Here is an 11690-nt window from a genome sequence, read left to right on the forward strand (position 1 = left end):
ACGCGGTTCCGCGTCATGAGTAGCCGTCAGGGGAAGCGCAAGTCATCCACCGTCACTTCGAGAGGAAGTCGCGGAGCGCGGTGTTGACCTCGTCGGCGTGGGTCCAGAGCAGGCCGTGCGGCGCTCCTTCGACCTCGACGTAGTCGGCCTCGGGGAGTGCCTTGTGGAATCGGCGCCCAGTGGCGTCGATCGGGAGGATGTTGTCCTTTGTACCGTGCAGGATCAGTGCGGGCTTGCCGCTCGCGCGGACCGCCTCGACGTCGGCGCGGAAGTCCTCGATCCATGCCGGTACCACGGCATACGCAGCCACCGGAGCGCTGCGGATCGCGACGTTCCAGCTACCGGTCACGACCTCCTCGCTGATACGCGTGCCGAGGTTCTCGTCGAGGTTGTAGAAGTCCGCGTAGAACTGCTTGTACCAGGCGTACCGATCCGCCTTTGCGGTCGCGGCGATGCCGTCGAATATCTCCTGCGGCACCCCGTCGGGGTTGTCGTCGCGGGCGACGAGAAACGGCTCGAGCGAGGCGAGGAAGGCGAGCTTCGCGACACGTTCATGACCGTAGCGACTCACGTAGCGGGCGAGTTCCCCGGTCCCCATCGAGAAACCGACAAGGACGACATCCTGCAGGTCGAGGGTCTCAAGAACCGTGTTCAGGTCAGCGGCGAAGGTGTCGTAGTCGTAACCGGAGTTCACCTTCGACGACTGGCCGAAGCCCCGACGGTCATAGGTGATGACCCGATAGCCCTGGGCCAGCAGCTCGCGCGTCTGACGTTCCCAGCTGTGCCCGTTCAGTGGATAGCCGTGGATGAGGATGACGGGCTGACCCGCGCCCTGGTCCTCGTAGTAGAGCTCGACCGGCGTGCTGTTTTCATTCCCTACGGTGATGTACCCCATTTACTCTTCCCTTCTTGAGTCGCTGTGGGCGTCGAGGCCCGGAGAATCGGATCCCCTGGTCCGTGCCTGCTCTTGGACTGGCGTCGAAGACGGCTCTGCCCGCAACCACAGAGAATGACCCTGGTCTCCGCGCGCGGGCCTGCCGCCGTGGCCATGCTCAACTTGCCGCGCGCCATCAACTGCCCGACGGAGTTGCGCGTGATCTGCGTGGGCCGGTCCGGGTCTCCGCCCCTCCGTCCACGAGTTCGTACTGCAGCGCACCCGAGGGACAGCGCCGCACCACTTCGGCCAGGCGCTCGGCCTCGGCGCCGTCCGGCCGGATCCACGGGCGCTTCGCCGTGTCGAACACCTCGGGCAGGCCCTGGACGCATTCGGCGGCGTGCAGGCAGCGCCTGGCCTCGAAGGTCACGGTGATCGACTTGCCCTCGTACGCCTTCTTCTCGGTTCCGTTGCTCATACCGCCTCCGTCGCTGCCATGCCCGGTGTTCAGTCGCTGACGCTGCTGCGGGACTGATACAGCAGGTCCTGGTACTCGGGGTGCCGGGCGATCCACCCCGCGAAGAACGGACAGGTCGCCAGCACCCGAAGGTTCGCGGCGCGCGCCTCGTCGAGGGCGGTGCGTGCCAGTGCCGCCCCAACGCCCCTGCCCTCGTACTCCGGCGAGACCTCGGTATGCACGAACGCGACGAGTTCCGTCGTACGGATGTAATCCGCGATGCCCGCGACCTTGGGCTCTCCCTCGGCCCGGGCTTCGTACCGCTTGGCTTCGGGAACGTCACTCACTTCCACTGCCACGTGTCCTCCATGTGCCTTCCGCGTGGGCCTTGCTTCACGCTGAACCCAGTCCAGTTGATGAATCGATTTGTCTACTTCGCAAGCGCGGCCACACCGACTTACCGCAACTTCAGCGCCCCACCCTGAAGTTGGCGCTCATAGGAGGCCGGGAGCACAGCACCAGGTCCGGGTCCTTGCCGGCCACGGAGCTTCTGCGGCGCTTGTCTTCGTGGTGTGCGGTCGCCGACCGCTCGTTGACACACTGGGAGGCGGTCTGGCGCTCACGGCCGTGGGCGCCAGACCGCCTCCGGCTCAGCAGCCGCCCGCGCTACGCACCAGCACCATCGGTGGTGGGTGTGGCCAGCAGCTGCAGCTCCCAGGTGAGCGCGATCCCGCTGGCGCCACCGTGGTCGAAGAGGACCGGCCCGAGCGCCTCGGCCGTTGACTCGCGAGCCCAGTCGCGCTGCCACTCGCTGGCCACGGCCATCCAGGTGATGGGTACCACGCCGGCCTGCACCATGCGACGCACCGCCATGTCGTGCGCCTCGGCGGTGACCCCGCCGCTGGCGTCCGTGACGACGAAGACGTCGTACCCCTCACCCAGCGCCTGGAGGGCGGGCATGGCGACGCAGACCTCCGTCCACAGCCCGGCAATGATCAGCTTCTTGCGCCCCGTGTTCTCCACAACATCGACGACGTGACGGTCTTGCCAGGTGTTGATTAACGTGCGGTTGATCGGCTTCTGGTCCGGGAAGACGTCCTGGAGGCCCTTGATGAGGTAGCCGCCACGTTCTTCTATCACCGTCGTCAGCACCGTGGGGACGTCGAACACCTTCGCGGCCTTGGCCAGGCCGACGACATTGTTGACGATCATGGTTGATTCGTGGCTGTTGAGATTGGTGAACTGGAAGGGTTGATGGTCGATGAGCACCAGGACGCTCTCCTCGGGGGTGAGCAGTGCTTCGAGTCCGGCCTTCGCGGTGCGCGTCACGATGTTCCTTCTGCGTGATGGGTTGAACGGTCGATGGTGAGAATCAGAGCTGTTCGGGTGATGCCATCCGGTAGACGAACTGGCCGAGCCCGGACTGCGCGATCGCGAAGATCGGGCCGGCCAGGCCCTCCTGAGTGGCGGCCATGCTCAGGCCGCCCAGGCGGACCGCGTCGTATCCGGCGACAAGACCGAACTGCCTGACAGTGCGCGGGGCTTCGTCGTCACCGGACCACAGGTCGCCCGGCCGTCTCCGAGGCACCGACGTCGCCGCCTGCACGCCCCAGCCGCGTCACCTGGTGCCCGGCACGTTCCCACAGGTCGGCCGGCCCGCCGCCGATGTCGCCTCGTCCGATCACGGCGATGTTCACGCTTCTCTCCTTGCCAGGCTGATGTGCGATGGAGGCCGGTCACGTCAACCGAGACCGGATCCGACCAGACTCGGCCAGACTCGACGGGGCAGGTTGGAACGTCTCCCGTGGCGTGAAACGACGCTACGGCGGCCATCCGGCGGGAGTCCAAGACTTGTCCGGACGCCGGGCGATAGGATTCGTCTATGGATGTCAGCCCCCGGGTCCTCCGCTACTTCATGGCCGTAGCAGAGGAACTCCACTTCGGCCGCGCAGCCATGCGTCTCTACATCTCCCAGCCGTCCCTGAGTCATCAGATCCGCAAGCTTGAGGAGACCCTCGAAACCCCGCTCTTCGTGCGTTCGAGCCGTCGGGTGCAGCTCACCGCCGCGGGCCGGACGCTGGCTCACGAGGCACCGATCGCGCTGGCCGCGCTGGAGCAAGCCCTGCAGCTCACCCGGCGGGCCGGGTCAGGCATCGCGACGACGATTCGGTTGGGCTATACGCCGGTCACGAGCTTCGGCACGCTCACGGTGCTTCTGGATGCTCTCCAGGAAGATCACCCCGACTTCACGATCGACCCTCGAGAGTTCTACAGCGCCGAGATTCCCGAACGGCTCTGTGCCGGCGACCTGGACATCGGTCTCGCCCTCTCACCGCAACCGCTCGACGGGGTGAATGGCGAGATTCTCCGTGAAGAGCCCGTTTCCGCACTCCTCAGCACTCGCCACCGCCTCGCTGCCGCACCGACGATCCCGGTGAAGGACCTCCGCGACGAGACGCTGCAGCTGTTCCCTCGCCGTCTCGCCCCGGCGTACTACGACGGCATCGTCGCCGCGTGCCACGAAGCAGGCTTCTCACCCGAGATCTGCGCGTTCGAGGATCCGCGGGTAAACGCCATGCTCGCCAGGCTCTCCAGCAGACGCGAGGTCGGCTTGGCCCCTACATCGTTCGCTGAGCACGCCGCGAAGGCCAGCACCGGCATCGTTCGTCGCGATGTGGTCGATCCGTCGATCGTGGCAGAACTCTCGGTGCTGTGGCCCGCGAACGATCCGTCGCCTGCCATTGCGAGCGTCCTCGCCACCGCCCGACGATGCGCTGAACACAATGGATGGCTACGCAGCCCCATCACATAGCGCGTGAAGCTGCGGCCCGCAGCCTCGATCACCGAATCGCTCCGACCCACAGTCACGGGCGGTCGTTCGACCCCGTCGCCTGCGTCGCGTAGCCGGCGAGGTCGCCAACCAGGGTCTTCGAACTTGAGCGGTGCGTCGTCCTGAGCGGCTGACTGTCTGTCACGTTGGGTGAGGGCCAGAGGTGGCCCCGGATGCAGGACGCCCGTGGTCCTGCATCCGGGGCCGACAACCACCCCACCCATCACGGACCGTGACGTCCAGTCAGCGCACACACCAGACGCACACCGCTCAAGTTCGAAGACCCGCCTTGTGCAGGCGTCGGCCGGACACGGTAGGGAAGCCCCTGTCTACGGTTGCCCCTTCTTCGTGCCGGTCTCGCAGCTACTCGGCCGTGACCATCTGCGCGGCGAACTGCTGGTACGGGACGGCATGGTGCATGGCTGCGTCGTGCACGGTGGAGTACCGCACGACCTGGGCGGGCTCCGTGATCAGTTCGATGGTGAGCAAATTGTCGTTGTCGTCGAAGTGCCGCAACTGGGCAATAAGGGCGCGCACCAGAGCAGAACACGACAGCGTCGTCAGCGCAGTGAGCTGAATGCGGCCCGCACCTCTGTGGAGAAGAGCTCCGGCTCCTCCCAGGCGGGGAAGTGGCCGCCGCTGTCGACCTCGTTGAAGTACGTGAGCTTGGGGTAGACCGTCTCGACCCAGCTGCGCGGGGCAGCCCAGATCTCGCCGTGGAACGTCGTGAAGCCGACCGGAACCGAGACCGCCGGAGGAGCCTGGCCGGCCGCTTGGGCTGCGGCCAGAGTCCGTCCGAACTCCCAGTACCACCGGGCGGCTGAGGCGCCGGTGCCCGTCAGCCAGTAGAGCGTGATGTTGTCGACGATGTTGTCCCGGGTGAGGTTGCCCACGGGCTGGCCGTCGACGAACGCGCGGGAGATCTTGTAGTAGCTGTCCGTGTCGTGGTCGAGCAGCCAGGCCGCCAGCCCGACGGGTGAATCCAGCAGGGAGTAACCGATCGTCTGCGGCCGGGTGGACTGCTCCAGGAAGTAGCCGAAACCGTCCGTCATGAACGTGTTGACCGCGTCGTGCGCCGCGCGTTCCTGCTCGGACTCCGCCGGCAGTTGGTCCTTGAGACCGAGCGCCCCGGCGAGCAGGTTCATGTGGATGCCGAGCAGCCCCTCGGGTGCTTGGCCACCCATCGCGTCCGTGACGGCGGCGCCCACGTCGCCCCCCTGGGCGACGTAGCGCGTGTAGCCGAGGCGGTCCATCAGCTCCGCCCACGCGCGTGCGATGCGGCCGGACTCCCAGCCGAGCTCGGTCGGTTCGCCCGAGAAGCCGTAGCCGGGCAAGGACGGCAGCACCAGATGGAACGCGTCCTCGGGGGTGCCGCCGTGAGCGGTCGGATCGGTCAGCAGGCCGACGGTCTCCAGCAGCTCGATGACCGAGCCGGGCCAGCCGTGCGTCATGATCAGCGGCAACGCGTTCTCATGCCGCGACCTGACGTGGATGAAGTGGATCTCGACCCCGTCGATCTCGGTCGTGAACTGCGGCAGCGCGTTCAGCCTCGCCTCGCACTTGCGCCACTCGTACCCGGTCGTCCAGTAGCGGGCGAGCGCCTGCAGCGTCGCCAGCTGCACGCCCTGCGACCGGTCGGCGACGAGCTCTTCAGAAGGCCAGCGCATCGCCTCGATCCGCCTGCGCAGCTCAGCGAGCTGCTCCTCCGGAACCTCGATCCGGAACGGACGGATGGCTGTTGCTTCGGCCGTGACGGGCATAACGGCGCTCCTCGGTTTGTGGACGGGTGGAGAGCCTCGTGGACGGTGGCGAACTGTTCGTATGACGCGGTGTTCATCGTCGCGTCGGTGACCGGGCAGTACATCGACTGCTGCAGGAAGGTGACGCCGCCGCGTTCCTTGGCCATCAGCGCCGGCGCGGCCGTCATATTGCCGCCCACCGAGCGACACGTCTTCACGTTCGTGACGCTTTCCATCTAACACCCGCAAAAGGGGCAGTTCCAGTCCGGGTCGATCGCCGCCGAAGAGGGCCGCTGCATCACCGTGCAGACCATCGGGGTATCCGGCGGCCCAACCTTCTGGTCAGAGGTCACGGGCGTTGTCCTCGGGCGGCACGGCGCCACGACATGTGATTTCCGCTCACGTCTCCCACAATGGAGATGTCGTCCCCGGGGTCGTCGGCGTCGTGTCCCTCTGACGGAATGGGGCAGGTCCATGGGAATCGTTTCGCGGGGCTTTCACAGCCGGGCGCGCCCAGCGGATGTGAAGCTGCCTCCCGGGCAATATCTGACCGAGGACTTTCCGGTGCTGTCGGCCGGTCCCACGCCGAACATCGCACGGGAGGAGTGGGAGTTCACCATCACGACCGAAAGCGGTACGCGCCACCGCTGGTCGTGGCGGGAGCTGCTGACACTGCCGAGCGAGCGGCCGACAGTGGACCTGCACTGCGTGACCAAGTGGTCGAAGCTGGGCACCGGCTGGGAAGGGGTGTCGCTGGACACGCTGTTCGCCGATGTGGAGACGGCGGCCGAGTTCGCGCTGGTCCACTCCTACGGTGACTACACGACGAACATCCCGCTGGAGGACCTGCTGGGCGGCAAGGCGTGGATCGCCTACCAGTACGAGGGGGAGGACCTCGCTCCGGTGCACGGCGGCCCGGCCCGGCTGCTGGTGCCGCATCTGTACCTGTGGAAGTCGGCCAAGTGGGTGCGCGGGATGCGGCTGCTGACCGAGGACGAGCCGGGGTTCTGGGAGAGCCTCGGCTACCACGACTACGGTGACCCGTGGCGCGAGCAGCGGTACCAGGGCGACTGAAAGCGCCCCTGACCTGGCAGGCCGCCCGGCTGGTCGGTCTGCGCGACGAGACGCCTTCGGCCCGCACGCTGGTCTTCGACGTACCCGGCTGGTCCGGGCACCTGGCCGGCCAGCACGTGGATGTGCGGCTGACGGCCGAGGACGGCTACAGCACCCAGCGCAGCTATTCGCTGGCCTCGGCACCCGACGGTGACCGGTTCGAGCTGACGGTGCAGCGCGTGCCCGACGGAGAGGTCTCGCCGTACCTGGCCGATGTGATGGAGATCGGTGACCTGGTGGAGATCCGAGGCCCGGTGGGCGGCTGGTTCGTCTGGCGCCCGGCCGAGATCCGGCCGGTGCTGCTGGTGGGCGGCGGATCGGGGATCGCGCCGCTGATGGCCATGATCCGCACGCGCCGCAGCCTCGGCAGCCACACCCCCTTCCGGCTGATCTACTCGGTCCGCACCCCCGAGGACCGGTACTACGCCTCCGAACTGCGCACCCCGCAGCCCGGTGACGGCGGCCTGGAGGTCACCCACCTCTACACCCGGCACACGCCTGAGGGCTGGCCGAGACCCGCCAAGCGCCTGCAACTCGCGGATCTGCAGACCCACGGCTGGCCACCGGAGTTCGAGCCGGTCTGCTTCGTCTGCGGGCCGACCGGCTTCGTCGAGACCGCCGCGGCCCAGCTGGTGGCGCTGGGCCACGACCCGCGCCAGATCAGAACCGAACGCTTCGGCCCCACGGGAGGCTGACATGGACCGACAGGACACCACGGACTACGAGGACGGCAACGCGCTCGCCGGCCCTCTGGGCGAACTGTTCACCGCGGACGTCACCGCGGCCGCCGGGCGCTGCGCCGGCTGCGGGCACACCGCTCTCGTCGCCGACCTGCGCGTGTACACGCACGCCCCGGGCCTGGTGGCCCGCTGCCCGAACTGCGACGCGGTGATCCTGCGACTCCTACGGGCCCCCGACGCCGCATGGCTGGACCTGCGCGGCACGGTCTACATGCGCGTCCCGCTGCCGCCCGCATGAGGCCACCACCCGCGGCAGCGGCAGCGGCAGCGCCGGTTGCTCCTCGATGTGAGATGGAGTCATTCATGACCACACCGCGGGACCTGTTGATCATCGCCATGGACTTGACGGCCAGTCGTCCTCCGGAACAAGGCGATCTGTCCCTTGCGCTCGCGGGAGCCGAGCTGATCGACCTCCTGGAGGCCCAGGCCATCACACTGGACGGTGATCACATCGTGCCGAGCGACCGGCGAGCCACAGCTGATCGGGGGTTGGATGAGGCCGCGTCGTCACTTGCGCGACAACCGCCGTACGAGTCGGTCGGCGACTGGCTGTGGCGCAGAGGCCGCGGCCTGTCCGCGGCCTATCTGGCCACCCTCGAAGCGGAAGGCCGGCTCACTCGGCAACGCCGCCCCTGGATGATCTTCCAGCCCGCTCACCTGGTGCTGGTGGATTCGCCCGCACGCCGCCAGGCGGCGAACCGCTGGGCATCGGATGAGCCCGTCCTCACAGCCCTCGCGGCGGCCGTCGGGATCGGCGACAAGCCGACGGGAGAGTCACCAAGCGTGGCCGACGATGCCGTGGCGACAGTGCTCGCCGCCGTCCATGACGCGGTAAGGAGCCTGGAAGCCGAACGGCAGCGGCGAGCCCTCGACGAGGCGGCCTTCGACAACATTTGGCGGGGCGAGTAAAGACCGCACGCGCGGTGGCATGGTCGCCCGTACAAGGCCGGTTCCTGCTCCCGGCCGGTCCCTTGACCCTGCTGCTCGTAAGCGAAAGGAGCGGCGCCTCCGCACAGGCGCCGCCCCCTCCCTTTCGCGCCCGGAGCCGCCATCGCGTCGGTGAGGGTCGGGGTGACCGACGACGGCTCCGGAGTCGGGAGGGTCAACGATGATCGCTGACCTTCGACATGGGGGATCAGCGGTGATCGCTGCCCTTCGACGTGGACGCCGCGCGGCCGGCCTCCAGTCGGGCCACCGGGATTCGGAACGGCGAGCAGGATACGTAGTCCAGACCCACCTCGTGGAAGAAGTGGACCGACTCCGGGTCGCCGCCGTGCTCGCCGCAGACGCCGAGTTTCAGGTCGGGGCGGGTGGCGCGGCCGGCCTCGGCGGCGAGCTTCACCAGGGAGCCGACGCCGTCCTTGTCGATCGTCTCGAAGGGGGAGACGCCGAAGATGCCCTTCTCCAGGTACGCCGTGAAGAACGAGGCTTCCACGTCGTCACGGCTGAAGCCCCACACCGTCTGCGTCAGGTCGTTCGTGCCGAAGCTGAAGAACTCGGCCGCCTCCGCGATCTGACCGGCGGTCAGCGCGGCCCGCGGCAGTTCGATCATCGTGCCGATCGACAGCTTCAGGTCCGTGCCCGTCGCCGCCTCGACCTCCGCGACGACCTGGTCGGCCTCCTCGCGGACGATCTCCAGCTCCTGGACCGTGCCGACCAGCGGGATCATGATCTCGGCCCGCGGGTCGCCCTTGGCGTTCTTGCGCTCCGCCGCGGCCTCGGCGATCGCCCGTACCTGCATCGTGAACAGGCCGGGGATGACCAGGCCCAGGCGTACGCCGCGCAGACCCAGCATCGGGTTCTGCTCGTGCAGGCGGTGCACCGCCTGGAGGAGGCGGAGGAGGTTCTCGTGCGGCTCCTGGCGGGACTCCGCCAGGGCGACCCGGACCGAGAGCTCGGTGATGTCGGGCAGGAACTCGTGCAGCGGCGGGTCGAGGAGACGGACCGTCACCGGCAGGCCGTCCATCGCCGAGAACAGCTCCACGAAGTCCTGCTTCTGCAGCGGGAGCAGCTGCTTCAGCGACTCCTCGCGCTCGGTCTCCGTGTCGGCCAGGATGAGGCGTTCGACCAGCTCACGACGGTCACCGAGGAACATGTGCTCCGTGCGGCACAGGCCGATGCCCTGCGCGCCGAAGCGACGGGCGCGCATCGCGTCCTCGGCGTTGTCCGCGTTGGCGCGCACCCGCAGGCGACGCTTGCGGTCGGCGAACGCCATGATCCGGTGCACGGCCTCGACCAGTTCGTCGGCGTCCTGGGCGCCCGCGTGCATCCGGCCCTCGAAGTACTCCACGACCGGGGACGGGACCACGGGTACCTCACCGAGGTACACCTTGCCGCTCGACCCGTCGATGGAGATGAGGTCGCCCTCCTCCACCACATGCCCGCCCGGCACCGTCATCCGGCGCCGCTTGGTGTCGACCTCGAGCTCCTCGGCACCGCACACACAGGTCTTGCCCATGCCGCGCGCCACGACCGCCGCGTGGGACGTCTTGCCGCCCCGCGACGTCAGAATCCCCTCCGCCGCGATCATGCCGTCCAGGTCGTCCGGGTTCGTCTCGCGGCGGACCAGGATCACCTTCTCGCCCGAACGCGACCACTTCACCGCCGTGTACGAGTCGAAGACCGCCTTGCCGACCGCCGCGCCCGGCGACGCCGCGATGCCCCGGCCGACCGTCTGGACCTTCGTGTCCTCGTCGAAGCGCGGGAACATCAGCTGGGCCAACTGGGCGCCAGTGACGCGCTGCAGCGCCTCGGCCTCGTCGATCAGCCCCTGGTCCACCAGCTGGGTCGCGATACGGAAGGCCGCGCCCGCCGTCCGCTTGCCGACGCGCGTCTGGAGCATCCACAACTGGCCGCGCTCGATGGTGAATTCGATGTCGCAGAGATCCTTGTAGTGGTTCTCCAGGGTCGACATGATCTGCATCAGCTGGTCGTACGACTTCTTGTCGATCTTCTCCAGATCGGCGAGCGGGACCGTGTTGCGGATGCCGGCCACGACGTCCTCGCCCTGCGCGTTCTGCAGGTAGTCGCCGTACACGCCCTGGTGGCCGCTGGCCGGGTCACGGGTGAAGGCCACGCCCGTACCCGAGTCCGGGCCGAGGTTGCCGAAGACCATCGAGCAGACGTTGACGGCCGTGCCGAGGTCGTGCGGGATGCGCTCCTGGCGGCGGTAGAGCTTCGCGCGGTCGGTGTTCCACGAGTCGAAGACCGCGTGGATGGCGAGGTCCATCTGCTCGCGCGGGTCCTGCGGGAAGTCGCGCCCGGCCTCGGTCTTGACGATCTTCTTGAACTTGGTGACGAGCTTCTTCAGGTCGGCCGCTTCGAGTTCGGTGTCGACCGTGACCTTCTTGGCCGTCTTCGCCGCCTCCAGCGCGTCCTCGAAGAGTTCGCCCTCGACGCCGAGGACGGTCTTGCCGAACATCTGGATGAGCCTGCGGTACGAGTCCCAGGCGAAGCGCTCGTCACCGGCCTGCTGGGCCAGGCCCTGGACCGACTTGTCGGAGAGCCCGATGTTCAGGACGGTGTCCATCATGCCCGGCATGGAGAACTTCGCCCCTGAACGGACCGATACGAGCAGGGGGTTGTCGGCCTGCCCGAGCTTCTTGCCCATCGCCTCTTCGAGCGCGTCGAGGTGTGCGCTCACCTCGTCACGCAGTGCCGCCGGCTCCTCGCCACTGTCGAGGTACGTCTTGCAGGCCTCGGTCGTGATCGTGAAGCCCGGTGGGACGGGAAGACCCAGGTTGGTCATCTCGGCGAGGTTCGCGCCTTTGCCGCCGAGGAGGTCCTTGAGGTCCTTGTTGCCTTCGGTGAAGTCGTAAACGAACTTCACTCCGCCGACAACACTGTCGCCGCTACCAGTTACGTGGGGATCTTTGTTTTCCGACACGGATCTCGACTCCTCGAGGACGCGCTGGCTGCCCTGACGGCGAGAACATAC

General features: G+C 67.7%; 12 protein-coding genes and 3 pseudogenes. 5 read left to right on the forward strand and 10 right to left on the reverse strand.

The window, feature by feature from the left end:
- Positions 1-52: 52 nt before the first annotated feature.
- From IEZ21_RS00310 to IEZ21_RS00335, 6 genes and pseudogenes are all read right to left on the reverse strand, one after another.
- Positions 53-895, reverse strand: coding sequence for an alpha/beta fold hydrolase (locus IEZ21_RS00310; RefSeq protein ID WP_189319884.1), 843 nt, complete (start codon positions 893-895; stop codon positions 53-55).
- A pseudogene (locus tag IEZ21_RS47265) lies at positions 877-1352 on the reverse strand ((4Fe-4S)-binding protein). Before IEZ21_RS47265 ends, IEZ21_RS00310 begins: the two are co-directional and overlap by 19 nt.
- 29 nt (positions 1353-1381) lie before the next feature.
- Positions 1382-1690, reverse strand: coding sequence for a GNAT family N-acetyltransferase (locus tag IEZ21_RS00320; protein ID WP_189319886.1), 309 nt, complete (start codon positions 1688-1690; stop codon positions 1382-1384).
- 307 nt (positions 1691-1997) lie between these two features.
- Positions 1998-2660, reverse strand: coding sequence for a hydrolase (locus IEZ21_RS00325; RefSeq protein ID WP_189319887.1), 663 nt, complete (start codon positions 2658-2660; stop codon positions 1998-2000).
- Between the two features lie 43 nt (positions 2661-2703).
- The gene (locus tag IEZ21_RS00330) at positions 2704-2919 is read right to left on the reverse strand and encodes a hypothetical protein (protein ID WP_189319888.1); all 216 of its coding nucleotides are present in this window, start codon (positions 2917-2919) and stop codon (positions 2704-2706) included.
- Complete coding sequence (locus tag IEZ21_RS00335; RefSeq protein ID WP_189319889.1) at positions 2882-3028, reverse strand: hypothetical protein; 147 nt, start codon at positions 3026-3028, stop codon at positions 2882-2884. Before IEZ21_RS00335 ends, IEZ21_RS00330 begins: the two co-directional genes overlap by 38 nt.
- Positions 3029-3213: 185 nt before the next feature.
- On the opposite strand from IEZ21_RS00335, the gene IEZ21_RS00340 reads away from it, so the two are divergent.
- Entirely contained in the window at positions 3214-4143 is a 930-nt protein-coding gene (locus IEZ21_RS00340) for a LysR substrate-binding domain-containing protein (protein WP_189319890.1), read from the forward strand.
- A 381-nt stretch (positions 4144-4524) separates the two neighbouring features.
- On the opposite strand, the pseudogene IEZ21_RS00345 reads toward IEZ21_RS00340, so the two are convergent.
- From IEZ21_RS00345 to IEZ21_RS00355, 3 genes and pseudogenes are all read right to left on the reverse strand, one after another.
- Positions 4525-4689, reverse strand: a pseudogene (locus tag IEZ21_RS00345) (DUF6879 family protein); the annotation flags it as partial.
- A 32-nt stretch (positions 4690-4721) separates the two neighbouring features.
- On the reverse strand, positions 4722-5921 hold the full coding sequence (locus IEZ21_RS00350; protein WP_189319891.1) for an epoxide hydrolase family protein: 1200 nt from the start codon (positions 5919-5921) through the stop codon (positions 4722-4724).
- A 44-nt stretch (positions 5922-5965) separates the two neighbouring features.
- Positions 5966-6103: pseudogene (locus IEZ21_RS00355) on the reverse strand (alpha/beta hydrolase fold domain-containing protein); the annotation flags it as partial.
- Between the two features lie 271 nt (positions 6104-6374).
- Between IEZ21_RS00355 and IEZ21_RS00360 the strand changes: the two are divergent.
- The 4 genes from IEZ21_RS00360 to IEZ21_RS00375 all read left to right on the forward strand — a co-directional run bounded on the left by IEZ21_RS00360 (position 6375) and on the right by IEZ21_RS00375 (position 8662).
- Positions 6375-6974, forward strand: coding sequence for a sulfite oxidase-like oxidoreductase (locus IEZ21_RS00360; protein ID WP_189319892.1), 600 nt, complete (start codon positions 6375-6377; stop codon positions 6972-6974).
- Positions 6944-7708, forward strand: coding sequence for a ferredoxin reductase (locus IEZ21_RS00365; protein WP_189319893.1), 765 nt, complete (start codon positions 6944-6946; stop codon positions 7706-7708). Before IEZ21_RS00360 ends, IEZ21_RS00365 begins: the two co-directional genes overlap by 31 nt.
- Position 7709: 1 nt before the next feature.
- Positions 7710-7991 carry a DUF6510 family protein gene (locus IEZ21_RS00370; RefSeq protein ID WP_189319894.1) on the forward strand — a complete coding sequence of 94 codons (282 nt, stop codon included), beginning with the start codon at positions 7710-7712 and terminating at the stop codon, positions 7989-7991.
- A 65-nt stretch (positions 7992-8056) separates the two neighbouring features.
- Positions 8057-8662, forward strand: coding sequence for a GOLPH3/VPS74 family protein (locus IEZ21_RS00375; protein ID WP_189319895.1), 606 nt, complete (start codon positions 8057-8059; stop codon positions 8660-8662).
- Between the two features lie 226 nt (positions 8663-8888).
- Here the strand turns inward: IEZ21_RS00375 and ppdK are convergent, their stop codons facing one another.
- Positions 8889-11639, reverse strand: coding sequence for a pyruvate, phosphate dikinase (gene ppdK, locus IEZ21_RS00380; protein WP_189319896.1), 2751 nt, complete (start codon positions 11637-11639; stop codon positions 8889-8891).
- Positions 11640-11690: the final 51 nt, after the last annotated feature.

It is taken from the genome of Streptomyces flaveus (assembly GCF_014647675.1).
Classification (GTDB): Bacteria; Actinomycetota; Actinomycetes; order Streptomycetales; family Streptomycetaceae; genus Streptomyces; species Streptomyces flaveus.